The 22,789-nt window shown below is 40.4% G+C and carries 25 protein-coding genes and 3 pseudogenes; 26 read left to right on the plus strand and 2 right to left on the minus strand.

Annotated features, from left to right (window positions below):
* The first annotated feature begins 9 nt into the window (after nucleotides 1-9).
* The 13 genes and pseudogenes from JV16_RS07415 to JV16_RS15845 form a co-directional block, all read left to right on the plus strand.
* Entirely contained in the window at nucleotides 10-819 is an 810-nt protein-coding gene (locus JV16_RS07415) for a flagellin N-terminal helical domain-containing protein (protein WP_021095715.1), read from the plus strand.
* An 81-nt stretch (nucleotides 820-900) separates the two neighbouring features.
* Nucleotides 901-1,338 carry a YaaR family protein gene (locus JV16_RS07420; RefSeq protein ID WP_035063520.1) on the plus strand — a complete coding sequence of 146 codons (438 nt, stop codon included), beginning with the start codon at nucleotides 901-903 and terminating at the stop codon, nucleotides 1,336-1,338.
* A 13-nt stretch (nucleotides 1,339-1,351) separates the two neighbouring features.
* Nucleotides 1,352-1,753: a TIGR03826 family flagellar region protein gene (locus JV16_RS07425; RefSeq protein ID WP_021095717.1), complete on the plus strand. Its 402-nt coding sequence runs from the start codon at nucleotides 1,352-1,354 to the stop codon at nucleotides 1,751-1,753.
* Between the two features lie 62 nt (nucleotides 1,754-1,815).
* On the plus strand, nucleotides 1,816-2,076 hold the full coding sequence (gene flgM / locus JV16_RS07430; RefSeq protein ID WP_235045452.1) for a flagellar biosynthesis anti-sigma factor FlgM: 261 nt from the start codon (nucleotides 1,816-1,818) through the stop codon (nucleotides 2,074-2,076).
* An 8-nt stretch (nucleotides 2,077-2,084) separates the two neighbouring features.
* Nucleotides 2,085-2,543: a flagellar protein FlgN gene (locus JV16_RS07435; protein WP_244463801.1), complete on the plus strand. Its 459-nt coding sequence runs from the start codon at nucleotides 2,085-2,087 to the stop codon at nucleotides 2,541-2,543.
* Between the two features lie 12 nt (nucleotides 2,544-2,555).
* Nucleotides 2,556-4,097, plus strand: coding sequence for a flagellar hook-associated protein FlgK (gene flgK, locus JV16_RS07440; RefSeq protein ID WP_042535015.1), 1,542 nt, complete (start codon nucleotides 2,556-2,558; stop codon nucleotides 4,095-4,097).
* A gap of 11 nt (nucleotides 4,098-4,108) precedes the next feature.
* Nucleotides 4,109-4,981: a flagellar hook-associated protein FlgL gene (gene flgL, locus JV16_RS07445; protein ID WP_042535017.1), complete on the plus strand. Its 873-nt coding sequence runs from the start codon at nucleotides 4,109-4,111 to the stop codon at nucleotides 4,979-4,981.
* Between the two features lie 11 nt (nucleotides 4,982-4,992).
* On the plus strand, nucleotides 4,993-5,550 hold the full coding sequence (locus JV16_RS07450; protein WP_209428836.1) for a DUF6470 family protein: 558 nt from the start codon (nucleotides 4,993-4,995) through the stop codon (nucleotides 5,548-5,550).
* Nucleotides 5,551-5,563: 13 nt separating this feature from the next.
* Nucleotides 5,564-6,001, plus strand: coding sequence for a flagellar assembly protein FliW (fliW, locus tag JV16_RS07455; RefSeq protein ID WP_042535018.1), 438 nt, complete (start codon nucleotides 5,564-5,566; stop codon nucleotides 5,999-6,001).
* 13 nt (nucleotides 6,002-6,014) lie between these two features.
* Nucleotides 6,015-6,263 (plus strand): carbon storage regulator CsrA, encoded by a 249-nt coding sequence (csrA, locus tag JV16_RS07460; protein ID WP_042535020.1) that lies wholly within the window; start codon nucleotides 6,015-6,017, stop codon nucleotides 6,261-6,263.
* Complete coding sequence (locus JV16_RS07465) at nucleotides 6,253-6,438, plus strand: hypothetical protein (protein ID WP_021095725.1); 186 nt, start codon at nucleotides 6,253-6,255, stop codon at nucleotides 6,436-6,438. Before csrA ends, JV16_RS07465 begins: the two co-directional genes overlap by 11 nt.
* Before the next feature lie 139 nt (nucleotides 6,439-6,577).
* Nucleotides 6,578-7,297 carry a flagellin N-terminal helical domain-containing protein gene (locus tag JV16_RS07470; protein WP_021095726.1) on the plus strand — a complete coding sequence of 240 codons (720 nt, stop codon included), beginning with the start codon at nucleotides 6,578-6,580 and terminating at the stop codon, nucleotides 7,295-7,297.
* A 344-nt stretch (nucleotides 7,298-7,641) separates the two neighbouring features.
* Nucleotides 7,642-7,755: pseudogene (locus JV16_RS15845) on the plus strand (flagellin); the annotation flags it as partial.
* 416 nt (nucleotides 7,756-8,171) lie between these two features.
* Here the strand turns inward: JV16_RS15845 and JV16_RS07475 are convergent.
* A complete protein-coding gene (locus JV16_RS07475; RefSeq protein WP_021095727.1) occupies nucleotides 8,172-9,101 on the minus strand; it encodes an LAGLIDADG family DNA endonuclease in 930 nt (309 codons plus the stop codon).
* Between the two features lie 248 nt (nucleotides 9,102-9,349).
* Here JV16_RS07475 and JV16_RS07480 point away from each other — a divergent pair, with 248 nt between their 5' ends.
* The 11 genes and pseudogenes from JV16_RS07480 to JV16_RS07530 all read left to right on the plus strand — a co-directional run bounded on the left by JV16_RS07480 (nucleotide 9,350) and on the right by JV16_RS07530 (nucleotide 20,271).
* Nucleotides 9,350-11,278 (plus strand): glycosyltransferase, encoded by a 1,929-nt coding sequence (locus tag JV16_RS07480; RefSeq protein WP_021095728.1) that lies wholly within the window; start codon nucleotides 9,350-9,352, stop codon nucleotides 11,276-11,278.
* 53 nt (nucleotides 11,279-11,331) lie between these two features.
* A complete protein-coding gene (locus JV16_RS15850; protein ID WP_209428837.1) occupies nucleotides 11,332-12,573 on the plus strand; it encodes a glycosyltransferase family 2 protein in 1,242 nt (413 codons plus the stop codon).
* Nucleotides 12,574-12,615: 42 nt separating this feature from the next.
* Nucleotides 12,616-13,799, plus strand: a pseudogene (locus JV16_RS07495) (IS3 family transposase).
* 152 nt (nucleotides 13,800-13,951) lie between these two features.
* Nucleotides 13,952-14,251 (plus strand): annotated as a pseudogene (locus JV16_RS16175) (glycosyltransferase); the annotation flags it as partial.
* 128 nt (nucleotides 14,252-14,379) lie between these two features.
* A complete protein-coding gene (locus JV16_RS15190; protein WP_084220306.1) occupies nucleotides 14,380-15,591 on the plus strand; it encodes an FkbM family methyltransferase in 1,212 nt (403 codons plus the stop codon).
* A gap of 254 nt (nucleotides 15,592-15,845) precedes the next feature.
* Entirely contained in the window at nucleotides 15,846-16,919 is a 1,074-nt protein-coding gene (locus JV16_RS07505) for a glycosyltransferase family 2 protein (protein ID WP_244463802.1), read from the plus strand.
* 275 nt (nucleotides 16,920-17,194) lie between these two features.
* Nucleotides 17,195-17,554: a flagellar protein FlaG gene (flaG, locus tag JV16_RS07510; RefSeq protein ID WP_052481228.1), complete on the plus strand. Its 360-nt coding sequence runs from the start codon at nucleotides 17,195-17,197 to the stop codon at nucleotides 17,552-17,554.
* 13 nt (nucleotides 17,555-17,567) lie between these two features.
* Nucleotides 17,568-19,115: a flagellar hook-associated protein 2 gene (locus JV16_RS07515; protein ID WP_042535027.1), complete on the plus strand. Its 1,548-nt coding sequence runs from the start codon at nucleotides 17,568-17,570 to the stop codon at nucleotides 19,113-19,115.
* Nucleotides 19,116-19,130: 15 nt separating this feature from the next.
* Nucleotides 19,131-19,523, plus strand: a complete 393-nt coding sequence (gene fliS / locus JV16_RS07520; protein ID WP_042535029.1) for a flagellar export chaperone FliS — start codon at nucleotides 19,131-19,133, stop codon at nucleotides 19,521-19,523.
* Nucleotides 19,523-19,873: a flagellar protein FliT gene (gene fliT / locus JV16_RS07525; RefSeq protein WP_021093736.1), complete on the plus strand. Its 351-nt coding sequence runs from the start codon at nucleotides 19,523-19,525 to the stop codon at nucleotides 19,871-19,873. Before fliS ends, fliT begins: the two co-directional genes overlap by 1 nt.
* Nucleotides 19,874-19,881: 8 nt before the next feature.
* Nucleotides 19,882-20,271 carry a DUF8042 domain-containing protein gene (locus tag JV16_RS07530; protein WP_035062849.1) on the plus strand — a complete coding sequence of 130 codons (390 nt, stop codon included), beginning with the start codon at nucleotides 19,882-19,884 and terminating at the stop codon, nucleotides 20,269-20,271.
* A 65-nt stretch (nucleotides 20,272-20,336) separates the two neighbouring features.
* Here JV16_RS07530 and JV16_RS07535 read toward each other — a convergent pair whose 3' ends face one another.
* Nucleotides 20,337-21,419: an HD-GYP domain-containing protein gene (locus JV16_RS07535; protein ID WP_021093734.1), complete on the minus strand. Its 1,083-nt coding sequence runs from the start codon at nucleotides 21,417-21,419 to the stop codon at nucleotides 20,337-20,339.
* Nucleotides 21,420-21,593: 174 nt separating this feature from the next.
* On the opposite strand from JV16_RS07535, the gene hpf reads away from it, so the two are divergent.
* Together hpf and JV16_RS07545 are read left to right on the plus strand one after the other, a co-directional pair.
* Nucleotides 21,594-22,142, plus strand: a complete 549-nt coding sequence (gene hpf / locus JV16_RS07540; protein ID WP_021093733.1) for a ribosome hibernation-promoting factor, HPF/YfiA family — start codon at nucleotides 21,594-21,596, stop codon at nucleotides 22,140-22,142.
* A 62-nt stretch (nucleotides 22,143-22,204) separates the two neighbouring features.
* Complete coding sequence (locus JV16_RS07545; protein WP_021093732.1) at nucleotides 22,205-22,783, plus strand: coiled-coil domain-containing protein; 579 nt, start codon at nucleotides 22,205-22,207, stop codon at nucleotides 22,781-22,783.
* Nucleotides 22,784-22,789 lie beyond the last annotated feature (6 nt).

Genomic DNA, 22,789 nt, shown 5'->3' on the forward strand with positions numbered 1-22,789 from the left:
GAGAAAAAAATGAGAATCAACCATAACATTCAAGCATTAAACGCTTATCGTAACTTAGCGGTCAACCAATCGAATACAGCGAAAAACTTAGAAAAACTTTCCTCTGGTTTACGCATTAACCGCGCAGCAGACGATGCAGCAGGTTTAGCCATTTCCGAAAAAATGCGCTCGCAAATTCGCGGATTAGAAGTTGCAGAACGCAACGCATTAGATGCCATTTCGCTTATTCAAACAGCGGAGGGGGCGCTCGGCTCTATTCATAGTATTTTGCAACGCATGCGTGAGTTAGCGGTACAAGCGGCGAATGGGACGAATACGGATGATGATCGCGAACATATTCAAAATGAAATTGATCAGTTAATTGAAGAAATTGATCGAATCGCGGAGAACACAACGTTTAATGGCACTAAGTTGCTAGATGGTAATTTTGCCAATGTTAAATTCCAAATTGGTGCAAATGAGGGAGAAGAAGTAGAGATAACTATAGAAGATATGACAGCAGGAACATTAGGTGTTGATGGTATAGATGTTTCTACAGCGAATCCAAGTGCCATTACAACGATTGACGAAGCGATTAAGACGGTTTCTGTAGAACGTGGGAAACTTGGTGCTTACCAAAACCGTTTTGAACATACGATCAACAACTTAAAAACAGCGCATGAGAACTTAACGTCTGCTGAGTCGCGTATTCGCGATACAGATATGGCGATGGAGATGACAAACTTCACGAAAAATAACATTTTAAACCAATCTGCACAGGCGATGCTTGCGCAATCGAACCAGCTGCCGCAAGGAATTTTGCAATTGTTAAAAAGCTAACGGGTAAAAGGGTAGGTCGATGCGACCTCGCCCTTTTTTTGTACGTGTGGCATAATAAAAAGAAAAAAGGTGTGAACGATGATGGAAGTGCAAAAAGTATCGCGGGCGTCGTTGAATCGTGTCGAAAAAAAAGACGATGCGCCGATGGAATCGGTGTCGTTTACGGAAGTGATGCATAAGAAAAAAAGCGACGTGTTATTTGAACGTTTTCAAACGATGGCGCAAGAAATTGAAGCGCAAGGGAAAAGGTTAGCTGAGTCGCAAACGGTAGAAGATTTAAAAAAATATAAAAAGCTTGTGAAGCAATTTTTAGACGATGCAGTGAAAAATAGTTTGCAGCTCGAGGAACAGCGCGGATTTAGTCGCGGGGGACGGACGAAAATTTATAAGCTTGTGAAAGAAGTCGATCAAAAGTTAGTCGAGCTGACAAATGCGGTGTTGGAAAAAGAAAAAAAGGGACTTGATTTGCTTGGACTCGTCGGTGAAATTCAAGGATTGATTATTAATATTTACACATAAGGGAGGGGAAAGCATGTTAGATAACTGTCCAAAATGTGGAAGTTTGTTTGTGAAGACGCAATTTCGAGATGTGTGCGAGGCATGTTATAAAGAAGAAGAAAAATTGTTTGAAAAAGTGTACGCATTTATTCGAAAACGGGAAAATCGAACAGCAACGATGCCACAAGTAGTGGATGCCACAGGAGTAGAAGAAGCGTTAATTGTTAAATGGATTAAAAAAGGACGCCTGCAGCTCGTTCATTTTCCGAACCTCGGTTATCCGTGCGAAAAGTGTGGAGCAACGATACGTGAAGGGCGACTATGTTCAAAGTGCATTGGTGGTATCCAGAAAGAAATGACGAAAATTCAACGAGAAGAGGAACGACAAAAACAAGCGAAGCGTCAAACGACATATTTTACAGAGAGAGACGACTAAACATTTTTTTCTTTTAGCCGATAATAATCATAAGGAAAGAAGAACGGGAAAAGCGAGGTGGGATGATGAAAATTAATCGTATTCAGCCGATGAGCGTCAATCCGTATGAACGGACGTCGCGCGTTGAAAAACCAACAAAAGCGACGAAAAAAACAGATCAAGTCGAAATTTCAAGCGCGGCGAAAGAATTGCAAGAAGCGGCGAAATTTTCTTCGGAACGGTTAGAAAAAATGGAGCGGTTAAAAGCAGAAGTGCAAGCAGGGACGTATGCGATCGATGCGCGTGCCATTGCGGAAAGCGTGTTGCGCTATTATAAACGATGACGGAGCGAATGAACATGATCGATCTTATGGAAAAGCTGCTGACATTTCACCGTGGACTGTTGCAGCTGGCACAACAAAAAACAGAAGCGATTAAAAAAGGCGACATTCATGCGTTGCAACAAATGATGGCGAAAGAACAAAAATATGTCATGGCCATTCGCCAGCTCGAGAGCGAACGAATGAGCCTTCTTTCACATTTACCTGAAGAAGAGCGAACGGTTCGTTGTTACGCAGAACAGTTGGAAGAAACGGAACGTACAAAGCTTCTCCACTTAGCAAGCGATTTAAGCGAAACAATCGCACGGTTGAAAGAGCAAAACGAGCTCAATATGCAACTATTGCAACAGTCGCTTCAGTTCATTCATTTTACCCTTGATCTCATGATACCGAACGAACAAGATGTGACGTATGACCCGAAGCGAACGGATGAATTGCCGCCACGGTCGTCGTTTGAAGCAAAAACGTAAGGGGGTTTTTTTGTGCTTTCAACATTTCATGGATTAGAAACGGTACGGCGCGGGATGACCGCCCAACAACAAGCGCTATACGTTACGGGGCATAATATCGCAAACGCCAACACGCCAGGTTACTCGCGCCAACGGGTAAACTTTGAACAAACGCCGCCATATCCGTTTGCGTCGAAAAACCGTCCTGTCGTGCCAGGGCAAATGGGAACAGGTGTGGAAGGCGGCACCGTGCAACGAATGCGCGAAGAATTTTTAGACGTCCAATATCGTGGCGAAAATATGAAATACGGCTATTGGAATACGCGCGCAGAAGCGTTGTATAAAATGGAAGAAATTATGAACGAGCCGTCAGACGAAGGGCTTGCGAAGACGCTTGACCGTTTTTGGCAGTCGCTTCAAGATTTAGCCGTCAATCCGTCAAACTCAGGTGCGCGCTCCGTCGTCCGTCAGCGCGGCATGGCGGTCGCTGAAACGTTTCATTACTTATCAAGCTCGTTAAAGTCGATTCGTGATGATATAAAAAATGAGCTTGACGTAACAGTGAAAGCTGTAAATTCATTGGCGCGTCAGTTAAATGACTTAAACAAACAAATTAGCGAAGTCGAAGTGCATGGTTATTTGCCGAACGATTTATATGATGAACGAAATCGGCTGTTAGATGAGTTGTCGCAATATGTGAACGTTAAAGTAACTCCTGTGCCAAGTGGCGGAAGTGCATTAAAAATTGCGGAAGGACGTTTTACGGTAGAGTTAGTGGATCGAACTGGTAGCACAGTCATCGGCACGCTTGTTGATGGACGACTTGGGAAAGTCAATGAATTTCAAGTGACATATCAAGATAACGTAGCTAAGACGGGGCCAATTGTTAGCTTTTCTCTTGGCGATGCATCATTTTCAACATTTGAGCGCTTAAAAGAAAACGGAAAAGTAGGAGCTCTTCTTTATTCTTATGGTTACAGCGAAGACGGAGGTACAACGACGAGAGGGTTATATCCCGAAATGCTAGGAGATTTAAATGCCATGGCAAAAGCATTTGCTGATCAGTTTAATACGGTGCATTCTAATGGATGGAGTGTGGCGGAAATAAAAAATAATGCGACTTCTCCATCCACTAAGCCATTTTTCACCTATGACCCAGCTGATCCAGCTGGAACGTTAGATATCGCACAAATCATTAAAGATTCACTTGACAATATTGCCGCATCAGCATCAGGACAAATTGGTGACGGAAGCAATGCGCAAGCGTTAGCCGAAGTAAAAAATGGAATGATGAATATCGCAGGAAACACAACAACGATCCAAAACTTTTACGAAAGCTTAATCGGTCAAATGGCAGTCAATGCCCAAGAAGCGAAACGGTTATCGCAAAATAGCGAAACGCTTCGCCAATCAGTTGACGAACGGCGCATGGCGGTCAGCTCCGTATCGCTCGATGAAGAAATGATGAATATGATGAAATTCCAGCATGCTTATAACGCCTCTGCTCGCATGATTACGATGATCGACCAAATGTTGGACAAAATCATTAATAACATGGGTCTTGTCGGAAGGTAGGTGAGTAACATATGCGCGTCACGCAAATGATGCTAGCGAATAATACGCTGCGCAACGTCAGCAAAAGCTACGATAAGCTTGGCACGTATCAGCAACAGCTAGCGACAGGGAAAAAAATTCATCGTCCATCAGAAGATCCTGTCGTGGCGATGAAAGGAATGCATTATCGTACAAGTTTAACGGAAATCGAGCAGTTTCAACGCAACCTTTCCGAAGCGTATACGTGGATGGAAAATTCGGAATCGGCGCTTAGTCATACGACAAACGTCTTGCAACGTGCTCGTGAGCTTGTCGTACAAGCGAAAAACGGCACGCTCGGTCAAGAAGACCGTCAAGCGATTGCGCGAGAAATTGAGCAGTTGAAAAAAGATTTAGTTCAAGTCGCTAACACGAAAGTAGCAGGGAAATATATTTTTAACGGGACAAACATTGAACAAGCGCCTGTGACAGACGGTGCTCCGCCAACAGTTAATAACAACAACGACGATTTTACGGTTGAAGTAGCAAAAGGAGTTAAATTAAAAATTAACGTCACGCCTAACAACGTATTTAACCAAGGATTGTTCGATACGTTGCAGCAAATTGAAAACGAATTAGCGAATCCAACAGGGAGTTTAGACAATTTGCTTTCTCAATTAGACGGACATATAAACGACGTCCTTGCCGAACGGGCAGAGTTAGGAGCGCGCGTCAACCGTTTAGAACTTGTCGAGCAGCGCCTATCTGAACAACAGCTGATCGCCAAACGAATGATTTCAGATAACGAAGATGCGGACATTGAAAAAATTATTACAGAATTAAAGTCGCAAGAAAGTGTGCATCGCGCCGCGCTCTCTGTCGGGGCACGCATCATTCAGCCGACGCTCGTTGATTTCTTACGTTAAGGGGATGATGAATGTTGAGAATCCCGCAACTGACGATGCAAGCGGTGTTTCCGCAACTGTCGATTACGATTGAACGCGGATATATGCATATGCGTCAGCCACAAGCGGACATGTCGCTTGAGCAGCCGCAACCACAAGTCGAGATGAAAGCGACGCCTCCGCGCGTAACGATCGACCAGACGGAAGCGCGTGCGGACGTCGATTTAAAGCACATCTTCCGCCGCATAGAAGAAGCAGCGCAAGAAGGGTATGCGGCTTGGTTATCGTATTTAGAAACGACAGCGATACAAGGCGATGAATTAATGCGCATTGAACAAGGCGGCGACGTGCTTGCGATGCAAGCGCAGACGAATAGCGAGCGCCCACCTTTCGACTATAACGTCGGGCTAGTTCCACGCCCATTTAGCGTAAAAATCGGCTTTGAACAAGGGCGCATCGAGATGAATTGGCAAACGTTAGGAGCGCGCATTCATATCGAACCGCGCCCTGTACAAATCGACTATAAACCGAACGTCGTGCATATCGATTTAGCGCGTCACAACAGCTTGCGCATCGATGTGAGCGTATAAATGAGGGATGAATATGAACATCGAAACGAAATACCACGGAACGATCGAGTTGTCTGACATGGCAATCGTTTCATTTGAAAACGGGCTACCGGGTTTTGAACATGAAAAGCAGTTTGTCTTGCTGCCAATCCATGACTCACCTTTTACGATTTTACAGTCGGTAAAAAATAAAGACGTTGCTTTCGTCATGATCGAGCCGTTTTCTTATTTTCCAACGTACGAAGTCGAACTCGATGATACGACGTGCGAACAATTAAACATTCAAGCAGAAAACGACGTGGCGCTATACGTCATTTTAACGGTCGCCGAGCCATTTACAAATACGACCGCGAACTTACAAGCTCCCGTCGTCATTAACGTTCACGAACGAATCGGCAAGCAAGTTATTTTAACAAATACACCGTATAAAACGAAACATCGCTTGTTTCCAGAAATGGTTGAAGCAAAATAAGGAGGCGAGAACGATGCTTGTATTAACGCGCAAAATAAAAGAAGCGATCCACATCGGCGACGATATCGAAGTCGTCGTTCTCGCCATCGATGGCGAACAAGTGAAGCTTGGCATCCATGCACCGAAACATATCGATGTGCATCGGAAAGAAGTATATCTCGCTATTCAACAAGAAAACAGCGCGGCATCTCTCGCCTCCGCCACTTCGCTTCAACAACTATCCGACCAGCTAAAGAAAGGAGGGGAAGAAAATGAGCGTTAGCATCGGCGGCGTTCACGTTCCTGGCGTCATCGCGCGCATCGTTCAGGACAATAAACAAATCGCCGAACAAGCATTAAATGAGATCATCAATAAACATAAAGACGACCCAGCGCGCGTCATTAAAGAAATCCAGCAGCCATCACCGTTCTCGCAATTTCTGGACATTAAAGTATAAAATTTTTTTCATCACCCTATTAAACTTTGAAAAAACGAGCCGATAATAAACATGAGAGCAAGAAAGAAGGGCGGCCGACTTCATTCTTGCTAGCTAAACCACACGGATGTGGGAAAACAAATTCAAGGAGGAATATAAAATGAGAATTAACCACAACATCGCGGCGTTAAATACGCATCGTCAGTTGACAATGGGCACGTTAAATGCATCGAAAAATATGGAGAAATTGTCTTCAGGTCTTCGCATTAACCGTGCAGGCGACGACGCAGCAGGTTTGGCGATCTCTGAGAAAATGCGTGGACAAATTCGCGGGTTAGAAATGGCAGCGAAAAACTCACAAGACGCGATTTCATTAATCCAAACAGCTGAGGGTGCGTTAAACGAAACGCACGCGATTCTTCAGCGTATGCGCGAGTTAGCGGTACAAGGTGGTAACGACACAAATACAACGATTGACCGCGAGCAAATTCAAAAAGAGTTAAACCAATTAATTTCTGAAATTGACCGTATTTCAACGACGACACAATTTAACACAAAGAACTTGCTTGACGGTTCCTTAAATGCGACGTTCCAAGTAGGAGCGAATGATGGACAAATTATTAACTTGCAAATCTCAACAATGAGCTCTGCCGCATTAACGTTGGATGGAACAAACATCTCTGTTGCGGACAACTCTCTAGCTAGCCAATCGATCTCTAAAATTGACAGCGCAATTAACGCAGTATCACAAGAGCGCTCTAAGCTTGGTGCATTGCAAAACCGCTTAGAGTACACAATTAACAACTTGTCTACTTCTGCAGAAAACTTAACAGCAGCTGAGTCTCGTATTCGCGACGTCGATTATGCTTTAGCCGCATAAGCGGTGACAAGCACAGTCGTCCTAACTGGAAACGGTTAGGAGTATGACCGGGTGAATTGCTGGAAACCCCTTAGAGCCTTTGGCGCCACAACGAAGCTGGAAACGGCAAGCGTGATGGCTTGAAAAGTCAAAGGATTGGGCAACCAGCAGCCAAGCTCCTGTGACGAAAGTCTGGAGAAGGTTCAACGACTAGGGTATACCGCCTAAGGCGAGAGCTATGGCGATGAAACCCGTAGGTGAAGCCATGAAGGGAGACATGGTGAATCCGAAGTGCCCGGCCCCTAACAGGTAAAGCTGAGGGTGAAGATATAGTCTAGTCATTTGCGAAAGCAAATGTTCGCACGATGGCGAAAGAAATGATGGAGTTCACTAAGAACAACATCCTCTCTCAAGCAGCACAAGCAATGTTGGCTCAATCCAATCAAATGCTACAAGGAGTTTTGCAGTTACTTCGGTAATTTGATTGGAAGGGCGTCTTAGCTGGAAACGGCTAAGAGGATAACTGGGTGAATTGCTGGGAAGCCCTAAAGCTTTCCTTGCCACAACGAAGCTGGAAACGGCAAGCGTGACGGCGTGAAAAAAGGAAAGATGCTACAATGGGTAATCAGCAGCCAAGCTCCTGTGAGGAAACTCTGGAGAAGGTTCAACGACTAGGACATACCACCTAAGGCGAGTGCTATGGTGATGAAGTCCGTAGGGAATTTCCCGAAGTGCCCAGCCCTTCGCTAGCCAAACGGCTAGAAAGGTGAAGAGATAGTCTACACAACGATCGAAAGACGTTGAGGCATGGCAAGCCAACCAACAACCACAAGGAGTATTACAATTGCTCCGCTAATGAATCAAAAAGAGGCCTTAGGTTTGCTAAGGTCTCTTTTTATGTGCTATGAATAGCGCATAGATGCACGACTTGACTGACTGTTAAACCTGTTGTTTCCCTACAAGCATGGATTTGTTCCATATGTTTTTTGGTTAGTTCAATTTGATAAGGTTTGGCTGTTGCTTTGTTTATTTTCAATACCGGGAATTTTTCTGCAAACAATTTTTTGTACGTATGTTCATTCGATAACTTGTTGTGTAAAACAGGAAGTTGTTCTAACATTGCGTGAATATCTTTAGTAGGTCGAGTGATATGGAGTACGTTTGGTAAATAGATAGTTGTCCGTTTTTTGGTAAATTCTTTTGAAATGGAAGGAATAGTGGTTTTCCGTTTCATACTTTCGTGCACATATGGTTTAACTAAGCGTATAAAATAAAAAATTTGCGGTTTATCGTAAAGAGTAAGTCTGTTTTGTTTGTCTAAAGAAAAGTTTAGGCTGTATTTTCGTCTTATTAGCTGAATTAATGTTTCGTTTTCAGCTTTTGTAAATCCATCTGTTGATAAAATAACTTTTTTTACTTGATTATTTTCGATTTTTAAGTGTCCATCATCCTGATACCACCACGCTAAACAAATAGGTGTAAATAAATATGTTAAAAATTCAAATGGAATGGTTTTGCGATCATTTGGATACCATAACTCTTTTAGTTGAAAGACCACTCTTGATTTAAACGATTGGGTATAATATTGCTCAGTAAAACCGTTTTTGATGCGATTGTCTAGGATTTTTCGATATCTCGGTTTTGAAAGAGGAAGATATTTGTTTAATTGTTCGTAACAATAAAAACACCATGCTTTATCGCTAGCACAATGAGCGAAGCGAAATCGTGGATGGCGATTTTTTTCTATACTGATATTTGCATCCCCTAGTAATTTTCCACTAATCATGCTTAACGCCTCAATAGATAATTGTTGAAGTATTTCCATATGCTTATTCCCCTCTCTATAAGAACATTTGTTCCTATTTTAATACAAATATATTAATTAAGCAATAACATTATTGGACTTTTCAAATATCGGAGAATTATGTAAGCTGGGCGCTAGCTAATTGAATGTATAAATTTGAGATTAGGGAAATGGACAATACTTTTTTCCTCCTCCTCTTCACATCTTCACCTTTTTATCCGATATAAACAGTAGATGAATACATAAATGAAGAAAGAAGGAAGAGAGCGATGAAGCCGTTTTTATCGTTATGTATGATCGTAAAGAATGAAGAAAAAGTGTTACAACGTTGTTTAGACTCTGTATATGGCGTTGTGGATGAAATTGTTATTGTCGATACAGGTTCAACCGATTTAACGAAAGAAATTGCGTTGAAATATACGAATAAAGTATATGATTTTGAATGGACGAATAATTTCGCTGACGCGCGCAACTTTGCCCAGCAACATGCAACAGGGGAATGGATTCTCGTATTAGATGCCGACGAGTATGTTGAACGTACGAACTTGCAAGAGATGATACAGCAATTAAAACAAACTGATGATAGCGTGGAAGCTTATGACGTGAGTATTTACAACTTTGTAGGTGCGTACGGTGAACGAGTACTCCAACATCGCCACACGCGCATTTATCGCAATGTACCATATTTGCGCTACGATCGTGCGATTCATGAACAATTACGGCATGTGAGCGGGAAGTATGTTGAAGCTAAGACAGGTATTTTAACGATTTATCATACAGGTTATATGCGGCATGTGGTGGTAGAAAAGAAAAAACATGACCGAAACGCGCAATTGATTGAGCGTGAGATGGAGGCAGGGGAGAGCATTGCTTTCGATTATTTTAATTTAGGAAACGAGCATCTTTCAAAAGGGGAAGTCGAACAAGCGCTGCAAGCATTTATTCAAGCGTATCAACATAAAAAAGATATTCGTCTAAGTTGGGTTTCGTATTGCCTTGTGCAAATTATTTTATGTTTGAAGTATTTACAGCGGTTTGATGATGCTTTGCGAGTGATTGCTGATGTGGAGAATATATATAGCGAAACAGCCGACTTTCAGTTTTTGCGCGGGGAAATTTACTACTTGCAACATCGTTACGATGATGCTTTAAAGCAGCTCGAATACTTGCTAGAAAACAAAGAAAAGTATCCTTACACCATTAAAACGTTTGAATACGTTGAGTATGATCCGCATATGTTGCTTGGTCAAATTTACAAACATAAAGGAAATTTACAAAAAGCAATATATCACTTTTCTTGTGCACTTTCGTTTAATCGAAAAAGTTACGAAGCGCTTTACAACGTATTGCAATTGCTTGCTCGTGTTCATAGTGAAACGGAAATTATCCAATTTATTGAAAGCAAACAGTTGGCGAACGATTTGTTAGCGATCTCGCTAGTTGCTCGCATCGCATCGGCTTTACATTTAGAAAATGTGATGAAATCGCTTGTTGCAAAGCTAGGTGATGATGTGATTCAGCGCGGATTTGAAATTAAAGTAAATATATTACAAAATGCTTATGATGACGCCTTACAAAAAATATTGAAAAGTTCTGTGGCCGATTTACAGACGTATGTTCGTTCGGGAGGTTTAGACTCTTACGATTTATTAGTTTTGGCATTCAAAACAAATCAATTGGATGTCGTTCGCTTATTGCTTCATCTCGTTTCCGATCAAAAGGAAAAAGAGTTTTTGCTGTTTATGTTGAATGAGCATGAACAAGCACCTGAATCGATGTTTTACTTATTTTTACTCGAACGAACGATTCAGCTAAAAGAGTACGAGCTGTTTGAGCAATTTCTTGCTTTGAAAAATCGGTTTGCCCCATCTGTTCATATTCAAATCGCACACTTGCTTCATCGCTATGAATTTATGGATGTAGCGCTCCAACTATATCGTTCAGTCGATAATATGAACGATTGGGATGCGGGTGCGTTTGTCAATGTGATGGAAGCGTTGGCGATGAAAAATGAGATTATGGAAGCGATGCAGTACGGTCTATTAGCGATTAGCTTCGGTCATCACGATTTTCGTCTGTACAAATACATGATCGAGCTAATGAGCATATGTGGAATGAGTGAAGAAAGAAGAAAAATCGTTCAACAAGCGAAACAATTATATCCGGACAGCGAATGGTTACTGAAACAGAGAGATTAGTTTGAACAATACAAGTGTTTTATTCAAAAATAAAATATGGGAAGGTAATGAAAATGAAAAAGAGGGTGCTAATCGGTAGTCCCATTCATCAAAAGGCATCAATCCTACAGTTATTTTTAACATCCCTTGAGTATATGAATACAGAAGGTCTTGAGGTTCACTACCTATTTGTAGACGATAACGAAAGTCAAGATGCAAAAAAAATTCTCTCAGATTTTATGAGGAGAAAAAATACAGCCTATATACTAAATAGTACAGACACCCAGAGTTATATTTGTGATGAAAGTACCCATTACTGGAATGAAAATTTAGTTTGGAAAGTCGCCCACTTTAAAAATGTTATTATTCAATTCGCTCTGGATAAAAAATTTGACTATCTTTTTCTTATTGACTCTGATATTGTGTTGCATCCAGAAACGTTACAAAAGCTAATTGAAGCAGAAAAAGATATTGTCTCCAATATTTTTTGGACAAGATGGAAACCGAATTTTCCAGAATTGCCGCAAGTTTGGGTGTTTGATCAATATAGTCAGTATTATTACAAAAGGGGTGAAAGGTTAACTGAGGAGCAAATACATGAAAGACATCAACAGTTTTTAGAAATGTTAAGGAAACCCGGAATATATGAAGTTGGTGGTCTTGGAGCGTGTACGTTGATCAGCAGAAGGGCGTTACAGGCAGGGGTCAATTTCAATGAAATTAAAAATGTTTCGTTTTGGGGAGAGGATAGGCACTTTTGTATAAGAGCCCAAGCTTTAGGTTTTAATTTGTTCGTGGATACTCACTATCCTGCATTTCATATTTATAGAGAGTCGGATTGCGAGAAGGCGCAAGAGTTTATGATAAGGAACATTAAAGAAAAAATAGAAAAAGATTTATTTTATAAAATAAAGGTTGCATTTGAAAGTATAGGGTCATTTGATTATGAAAAAGGATACGAAGATTTATCAACTGCTTATTTTTCCAATCAGATGCGTCAACGTGTCCTCGATGAGATTCAAAGCCAGTTAGAGGATAATGTTAGGAGAAAGCTTCGGGTAAAAGCAAACGTTTATGGCTGCCAAGTTAAAGAAATAAGTTTGAAAGGGCAAAAAGGGATTATCACGTTTATGTTGGAGAACAATGGGGTAGAAGGAGGGAGTACATTTTCTGAGACCTTTTTATGTGAGTCTGAAGTAATTAAAGAAGGGAATGAATGGTTTATTCATTCGTTATCTGTTGTTGATAAGATAGGGGATATGGATTACAAGATTGGGAACACTGATGTTAGTCTAGATTATAGACACAACGAATAGAGAAATGTATAGTAAATCCATCAATCATAGGGAGTGTCTATAATGACAAGACGTTTTGATAAAGAATTCAAAATACATGCAGTAAAATTAGTGATTGAGGAAGGAAAGGCGGTCGCTCAAACCGCAAAACAACTCGATATTTCGCCAAAAACGCTTCATAAATGGGTCGCAGATTATAAAAAAGGTGCTAAGCATAGCTTTGTCGGGAGTGGAAACCTCAAGCCGGAAGATCGTGAAAAGCATGAACTTCAAAAACGTATTCGGGATCTGGATGAGGAAAACGCGATCTTAAAAAAGGCCATGAGCATCTTCGCCAAAAACCAGAAGTAATTTATACATTCATTCATACGCATAGAAAAGAGTTTCGCGTGGCGAAGATGTGTGAAGTCTTAGGCGTTTCAAGAAGTGGATACTATGCATGGGCCAAACGACCCGAAAGTCAACAAAAGAAAAGACAGGAAGCATTGAAAAAGCAAATCAAAAAGATTCATATCGAGTCAAGAGAAACGTATGGCAGTCCAAAAATCACAAAAATCCTTCAGAAACAAGGGGTTAAGGTATCTCAAAAAACGGTCGCTAGAATCATGAAAGATGGTGATATTCGTTCAAAAACAAAGAAAAAATATAAGGCAACCACGAACTCGAAGCATCATTGGCCTGTGTATCCCAACCTATTGAATCAGCAGTTTGAAGTCAATGAGCCGAATCAAGTATGGGTGGCGGATATCACGTATATTTGGACGAAAGAAGGCTGGCTGTATTTAGCATCCATCATGGATTTGTTTTCTCGTAAAATTGTAGGCTGGTATCTTTCCGAGCGCATGACAAAGGAGTTAGTGATCAAAGCATTCCACCGGGCCATCCATCAGCGAAATCCTTAACCTGGTCTGATTCACCATTCGGATCAAGGGAGCCAGTATGCATCGAATGAATATCAAGCCATGTTGAGGCAATACGGAATCCAGACGAGCATGAGCCGAAAAGGAAACTGTTATGACAACGCATGTGCCGAATTGTTTCACAGCATCCTTAAAAAGGAACTCATTTTCCACGAAACCTTTACAACAAGAGAAGAAGCCAAACAACGAATTTTCGAATACCTGGAATGTTTTTATAATGCCCAACGAATTCATTCAGCAAACGGGTACATGTCGCCAATGGAGTATGAGAAGATGCATCAGCAAGGCAAAAAGCAGCAACGCTTCTCTTCACAAGTCACGATATAAGGGGCATCTTTCCTCTTGAGAAGGGGAAGGGGTTACCAAACCGTTCTCCTTCTCAAGAGGCCACCAAACGAAGTGCAGTAGTAGGGCTTTAAAATTTTTCTCGATTTTACGTGTCTATTTTCTTGACATAATACCAAGCGCAATTAAGAGATCTTAACGATGAATATGAATTATCTATTTTTGGAAACGGTCCAGAGTATGAAAAATTGTTGTCTTATTCTATACAAAATAAATTACCAGTAACGTTTCATGGCTATATTGAACGGGAAAGATTAATTTCTGAGTTAGGTAACTATGATATATTTATACAACCATCAAGAACAGAACCGTTTGGTTATTCTGTAACGGAAGCAATGGCTAGTGGCTGTGTACCTATTTGTAGTAAAGTAGGAGGTTTACAAGATCAAGTTATTCATTTTCAATTCGATTACTCATTAAAAATAAAGAGCTAAGGAATAAGATGAGGGAAAAGGCATTAGAGGTAGTAAAACAAAAGTTTTCACTAAGTGTTTTTGGAGAACGTTTAGAAAACATTTATTCTAGTCTTATATAATTTTTTAATTGGAAGTGGGGTTTTTTTATGAGGGGTGTATATATCGGAAATAATAAAATGTTAATTTCTCCTATCTGGGGTGGGAAGTTAATTGCCTCTTCAAATGACAGAAGTTTGATGCCTGAACTTGTAATACACGGATTTTACGAAATTGCTTTAACTAAATATTTCTTAAAAAATATTAAACCAGGAGATACAGTTATTGATGTAGGTGCAAACCTAGGATACTTTACTGTTTTAGCGGGCTATTTAGTCGGTTCAAATGGAAAGGTTATTGCCTATGAAGCGGCTAACGAAAACTGTGACTTGATTCAGGAAAACATCTCATTAAATTATATTAATGACAGGGTTGAAATACGAAACAGGGCTGTATATTCACAAAATAAAACTATCTCCTTTTTTGAAACAGAAACGTTTAAAGGGAATGGTTCGATAAAAAAACATGATAAGAATTATTTTGATTTTTTCGGAAGCGAACATATAAAAGAAAATATGGTTCCAGCTGAGTGTTTAGATAATTACGTTGAAGAGTTACCATTTATCAAAATAATCAAAATAGATATTGAGGGTGGAGAATACCATGCTTTATTAGGTATGCAGAAATTAATAGAAAATAATAAGGTAGATACAATAATTTTTGAATTTAATCAAAATATGTTAGGAAGCGATGGTATTTTATTAAGAAATCTATTGGAAAAATGGGGAGATGAATATTCTTACTATTTCTTTACACTAAATGATGAAGGGGAAGAAATTGTTGTTGATTTAGATACTATTTATTCAAAACCTATAATTCCTTCAGTAGGGATGAAAAAAATTAATCTTGAATCAAGTAAAGTTGCAGAGATTTCTAATTCAAATGATATAGAGGGAAGTATAAGTAAAAAAGACCAAATGGCTCAAGGAATATTGGAATTATCAGAAACTTGTTTAGAAGCTTTGGGATTTGTTGAATCACAACTAAATAATATGACGTCGGCGAATGTTGAATTGGTTATAAATGATTTTATATTCGCTTTAAATAAACTAGAACAATTTATCCGTGAAATAAATTTAGGTGTCTTTTCTGATATAACTAAAGATCGTTTTGAATTAATACAAGAATCGTTAAACCAATCATTAATCATTGTTGCAAATAAAGATTATCTAGGGGCATTGAATTTAATTCAGAAAGAGGTTATTCCCGTTTATGGTGACTGGCAGAAAACATTGAGTGAATTGTTATCTCTATCTAATTGACAGATAATATAGGACATAAAACCTTCTTCCGTACTGGTCGCTCCTATATATGTATTATTTTTTTGGATATTTTAGGCAGCAAATCGAATATGAGATTATACTTTTCTTTTTTGTTAAATAGGACCGTTTTTTCTAATAAAAATAGCCGTTCTTATTTAGTATTAGCTGTTCGTCTCTTTTCAGTGCATTATTTTTGAATCCATTAAATTATTCAAATAATCTGCGATTGTGGTTAATTTTTATGGGGTGAAATCTTGACAACACTAGCGTTAGTCATGATTGTAAAAAATGAAGAGAGGCATCTTAGCCGTTGTCTGCAAAGTGTCAAAGGTATTGTTGATGAAATGGTTATTGTCGATACAGGCTCTACCGATGCGACGAAAGAAATTGCTTACTCGTTTGGAGCGAAGGTGTTTGATTTTGAATGGGTGAATGACTTTTCAGCGGCGCGAAACTATGCGCTCATGCAGTCGACGTGCGATTGGAATCTTGTGCTTGACGCTGATGAATATATTGTAAACGACTGTAAGAGCATCATCAGACATTTCATTGAAACAAATGAGGGAGTAGTTGGACGAATTAAACGAATAGATGAGTTCAATCAAAACGGCGAGCGACGATATGCCCAATCTTACTTATCACGGTTGCTTCCTAAAGGGGTAACATACAGCGGGAGAGTTCATGAGCAAGTCGATTCTCCGTTTCCACGCAAAAATGTTAATGTCGAAGTGTACCATGATGGATACGTCCACACGAATAAAACAGAACGGAACTTGAATTTACTATTGCAAGAGTTAAAACAACACCCAACCGATGATTATGTTTTATACCAAGTAGGAAAGCAGTACAAGCTGTTGCAGCAATTGAACATGGCGGAGAAGTATTTTGAGGAAAGTTATCGTCTTGTTCCTCTCCATGCGTGGTATCGTCATAGTTTAGTCATTGACTATTTATACACGATGACAGTTAACCGTTCGTTTGAACAAGGATTGCAAGTTATCGCAATAGAGCAAAAAAGATTAGATGATTCGCCGGATTTCCACTTCGCGTGTGGACTGTTTTATATGGATGCGATTTTTTGTCATACGGATCGTTATGCGCACTTGTTTCCGTTAATTGAACGATGTTTTATCCGCTGCTTAGAAATTGGCGAAACAGAGAAATACGATCGTGTGCGCGGAACGGGGAGTTTTTTAGCAGCGTACAATCTTGGCGTATTTTACGAAGTGACTGGACAAATCGAGAAAGCTGTTCATTTTTATAAACGAGCGGCACATGAAGAATATGAAAAGGCTGTTGGGCGGTTAAATAGGCTGTTAGGAAAGTGATGGGCTACTTTATAAAATGAGACGAAAGGAGAAAAATGAGCTCTTTTCTCCTTTTGTTTTTTCGAAAAGTTTTTAGAATTTTAGCTGTTTTTAAAGATGTTTCAGATTCATACAACAATCCTTGTGCACCTCGTCAAACTCCCACAATGAAAGTTTCGGTGCGAAGGAGGCAACTCCATCGCATAGATGAGGTGTTTTTTCTTCTTCCCCTTTAAATTTCCCTTCCCCCATCCGATATAAACAGTAGGAACGTATATGTAAAGGAGCGAAAAGTGATGATTGAACGAATTTCTTCTTCTCATTCTTCCACATATATGTATGAAAAAATGACAGAGCGTCCAGCCGAACAGCCAAAACAAGAGCAAGCGACCGTGCAGCAAGCGACAGCCAAGCAAGAGGAAGAACGTATTTCAAAAGAAAAACTTGAAGAAATCGTCAAAGGGATGAACGAATTTTTACAGCCGAGCCATACGTCGTTAAAGTTTAATGTGCATGAAGATTTAAAAGAGTATTATATTCAACTAATCGATGATCGAACGAAGGAAGTTGTGCGCGAAATTCCGCCGAAAAAATTGTTAGATATGTATGCGGCGATGATGAAGTTTGTCGGGTTGATTGTTGACCGAAAAATTTAGGAGGTGGTAAGTTATGAGCATGATGCGAATTGGTGGATTGGCAAGCGGAATGGATATCGATCAAATTGTGCGGGATTTAATGAAAGTCGAGCGTGCGCCAATTGATAAATTAAAACAAAAAAAGCAATTGCTTGAGTGGCAACGCGACGCATATCGCGATATGAATCGGTTATTAGACGCATTAGATAAACATATTTTCGAAGGCGTCATGCGCCAAAGCACGTTTTTGCAGAAAAAAGTGACGAGTTCGAATGAAAATGTCGTCACCGCCACCAGCACGCCGAGCGCGTCGAATCAAACAGTCGAGATTAGCAATATTACACAACTTGCAACAGCGGCAAGGTGGACGTCTGAAAGCGCCATCCAAACTGTAGGGGCTTTTGATCCAAATGCGAAATTGAAAGATATCACCTTTCTGGTGGGGGGAGCTACCCCTGTTAATTTGACTAGTTCGTTAACAGTTAAATTGGCTGTAACTGATCCTAACGGTGGTACAAAAAATGTTGAAATAAGTGTGGATCCAAACAATGATACAATTCAGTCAGTTATCAATAAAATGAATCAACATATAGAACTGGGCATAAATTCATTTTTTGACGATATTACGAAAAAAGTGGTTATTAACAAAAAACAAACAGGGATTGGGGCGTCCATACAAGTTATTGAAGGTCAAGAATTGTTCCAAGCGTTTGGTTTTACAGCTACTCTAAACAATTTTGAACTAACAGGAAAAACGGATGGACAAAACGCCAAATTTACAATTAACGGTCTTGAAACAGAGCGTCTGTCGAACACGTTTACGATTAACGGTATGACGTATACGTTGAAAAACACGCATATCGGGACGGTAACGATTTCATCAACAACAAATACGGATGCGATTTTTAACTCGATTAAATCGTTTGTCGATAAATATAATGAAACGATTGATGAAATCAATAAAAAGCTAAAAGAAACGCGTTATCGCGATTATCAGCCGCTGACAGATGAACAGCGCGAGAAGTTGACGGAAAAGCAGGCGGAAAAGTGGGAGGAAAAAGCGAAAAGCGGCATTTTGCGCGGTGATTCGATTTTGTCAAACGCCCTCTCTAGCATGCGCCAAGCACTTTATCGAAAAGTGGATGGAGTGGCGGACGGATTTTCTCAACTTGCACAAATTGGCATTACAACGACGCCAAACTATTTAGAAGGCGGAAAGTTAATTATTGACGAAGCGAAACTAAGACAAAAAATTGAAGAAAATCCAGATGCGATTTATCGTCTATTTAGCAACAACGGTGAAGGAAATGCGAAAGGGATTGTCCGCCAACTTCGCGATGAAATTAAAAAGACGATCAAAAGTATTGAAGATAAAGCAGGAAATACGTTAAAAGCTACGAATCAGTATATCATTGGAAAAAGTATTATTGACATTGATACGCGCATTAGTGCGGCCGAAGATCGGCTAAAACGAGTAGAAGATCGCTACTGGAAGCAGTTTTCCGCGATGGAAAAAGCAGTGCAACGTGCAAACTCGCAAAGTATGTATCTCATGAATGCCTTTGGCGGTGGAGCACAATAATTAGGAGGTTGAAAGATGAACCCATATCAATCATATCAAACAAATGCGGTGCAAACAGCGTCACCGGGGGAATTGACGCTTATGCTTTATAACGGTTGCCTAAAGTTTATTGCGCAAGCGAAGAAAGCGATCGAAGAGAAAGATATTGAAGCGCGCAATACAAATTTATTAAAAGCGCAAAAAATTATTCAAGAGTTGATGGTGACGCTCAATATGGAATATGAAGTAGCCAAATCGATGATGACGATGTATGACTATATGTATCGTCGTTTAGTTGAAGCAAATATTAAAAGCGACATCGCGATTTTAGAAGAAGTTGAAGGATATGTCAAAGAGTTCCGTGATACGTGGAAGCAAGTGATTCAACTAAATCGTCAACGTCAATACGCGCAAGGCGGTCACGTGTAATGAGCGTTGTTTCGGAGCTTTTGGGCATAACAAAGGCAATGGTTGAATTGCTTCGCGAGCCGATTGAAAAAGAAAAACGTGATGCGGTGATTGAACAAATCGAGGAAATGCTTGAGAAGCGGGAACAGCTTCTCAAGCAACTGCCTGCAACGTTAACGGAAGAAGAAAAGAAAATGGGGAAACAGTTGCTTGCGTTAGATCGTGAGACAAACAATCTTCTTCGGCAATTTAAACAACAAATCCAGCAAGACTTAAAGCAAATTAAACAAACAAGAGAAGCGGTCGATCGTTATGACGACTTGTACGATTCGTTAGCGAGCGACGGCATGTTTTACGATAAAAGAAGGTAGGTATCATGATGACTCAGTTAACTCCAGAACAATTGACGGTCGTTCGTCACTATGCAGCGCTATTGGACACAATTGAAGAAGGATTTCATTACGTAATTGAAAGTTTTTCCAATTATGGGCGTACGCAAGGGGATGTTGTGCTTGCGGATATTTTTACAGCGTTCGGTCAAATTGAACAGACAAATGAGCGATCGCTTGCACATTTTTTCGCTGATGATGTCGCACTATTGAATGAGCTACAACGATTTTCCGCCGTCGTAGAAGAGGCGTGGAAATTAGACGGAAAACTACACGATCCAAACGCAAAGAAGCAAATTGTTGAAAAATATGTAGCGCCAGCGTTTGAAGCGTGGAAAGTAAGCATGATGCAACATCTTCGTCCATATGTTGAACAATAAGAAGAGGAGGGCAGACAGCTCTCCTCTTTGTCATATATTAACATATTCACAAAAACGGGTGCTGTTTAAAATGCTTCTACAATGGTGACGTTTACTTCTTTTCGCAAGTCGATTTCAAATGGTGATTTTAGCGTTTCACCGTTTGGGTTTTGTAAAATACGAACGACAGGACGAAGCGGATATTCTGGGAAAATGTTTGAGACGACGCCTCGGTATCCTGTGTTGAGTACAATGTTTGTGCCAAGCGGGTAAATGGCGACGTATTTTAAAAACGTTTTAATGAGCTCGTAATCAAACAGCGTGTTGCCAGCTGCGCATAAATATTCGGCCGCTTCGTGTGGCGAATGTTGTTGGCGATGATCGCGCGGTGAAGTGAGCGCATCGAACACGTCTGCGATCGCAATAATGCGCGCGAATTCGTGAATGTATTTGCCGGCTGCTTTGTGCGGGTAACCGCTCCCGTCAAAACGTTCATGATGTTGTAAGGCACAGTAAGCGGAAGATGGTGAAATATTATTTTGCTTTTTCAATAGTTCAAATCCAAATTCCGTATGATGTGATATAATTCGGCGTTCCTCAGGGCTAAGAGGCCCTTTTTTCGCCCAAAGTGCACTCGGAATTTGCGTCATGCCGATATCAAATAAAAGCGCCCCAACACCTAAATCGAGCAATTGTTGCGAGGAATAACCTTTCGCTAATCCGATGACACCTGCGATCGTTGCGACGTTGACCGAGTGATGAAAAAAATATCCCTTTGAAATAACAAGGTCGGATAAGTTAATGAGCAAGTTTTCCCTGCTCAATAAGTAGTCTAAAATTTCTTTAAATATTTTTTGATATTCTTGCCCGAGATCTAGCGAAGATACGCGTTGAACAGCTTTTTGTTCTTCGATGAGTTCCGTCATCGTTTCGTACACTTTTTTTACGGCTTGTTGTCGTACAACCGGGCTAATCGTTGGCTTTTCCTCAATGTCAAATGTAAAAATGTCGTGAATATAAATATGACGAATGCCGTTTTCGCGCAATCCGCGAATGTATGAGTCGGTCAGTTTGACTCCTTTAGCAAGCAAAACGGCACCGTTCGGTCCGTAAATATCGACGGCGAGCACATCGCCACTTTTTGCTTCAAATATATGCACTTTGCGCATGCGATCACACCTCAGCAGAAAAATACGAACGCTTTTTCATCATCTATAAATTATAGCATAATTATCCATCATTTTGTTCATCATTTTTTCACAAAAAATGTGACGATTGAGGAGGAGTTTTGTAGGGAATTGTAGAAATAAGTAATCAACCTTTCATAAAAGGAGGAACAGCGTATGAAATACAACATTCGCGGAGAAAACATCGAGGTTACACAAGCGATTCGAGAATATGTCGAGAAAAAAATTGGGAAGTTAGAACGTTATTTTGAATCAACGGAAGGAGTTACTGTTCACGTTAACTTAAAAGTATATAACGATAAACAATCGAAAATTGAAGTAACGATCCCAATGCCACAAATTGTATTGCGTGCGGAAGAGCGCCACGACGATATGTATGCGGCAATCGATTTGGTTGTCGATAAACTCGAACGCCAAATTCGTAAACATAAAACGAAAGTGAATCGAAAAATGCGTGAAAAAGAAGTAAACGGTGTGACGCTTACAACAACTGCTCCTGTCGCAACAGAAGAGCATGAGGAAGAAGAATTTGAAGTTGTACGTACGAAGCGTTTTAGCTTAAAACCGATGGATAGTGAAGAAGCGATTTTACAAATGAATATGCTTGGCCATAACTTTTACGTCTTTATTAATGCGGAAACAAACCGCACAAACGTCGTTTACAAACGAAAAGACGGCAAATATGGCTTAATTGAAGCGAACTAATCCTACCGCCCTCTGTCGACATAAGACAGAGGGTGGTATAATGTGAAAGGGGGTGAAAAAAGGTGGAAGCAATCTTACGTGAAATTTTAGGGAAGTTGACGAGTATTGAGAGTCATTTTTTGCAATTTCAACAAGAAGTGCGCGAAAGATTTGCGCAAATTGATGAGCGCTTTGCCCAGATCGATGAGAGATTTAAGCAAATTGATGAAAGATTTGCCCAGATCGATGAGAGATTTAAGCAAATTGATGAGCGCTTTGCGCAGATCGACGAAAGATTTGCGCAAATTGATGAAAGATTTGCCCAGATTGATAAACGGTTTGCGCAGATTGACGAGCGGTTTGCTAATATGGAAAGTCGGTTAGATGCGCTTGAACAAGAAATGAAAGAAACAAATGAGCGCATCAGTCGCCTGGAGGAAGAGATGTGCGATGTCAAGAAACGTCTCGAGCATGTTGAAACACAGCTAAGCGACGTAAAAGAAACAGTGCAACGTTTAGAAATTCAACTAGCCGACGATGTGCGCACATTACTGCAAAACATTTATAAAAAGATCGACGAAAAAGGATTTGAAATTTACGCCCTCAACAAACGCTTACTCAGAGTCGAAGCCTCTATCGAGCAACTACAATCGCAAGTGTAATCCAGC

Origin of the sequence: Anoxybacillus ayderensis (assembly GCF_000833605.1) — a bacterium.
GTDB lineage: Bacteria > Bacillota > Bacilli > Bacillales > Anoxybacillaceae > Anoxybacillus > Anoxybacillus ayderensis.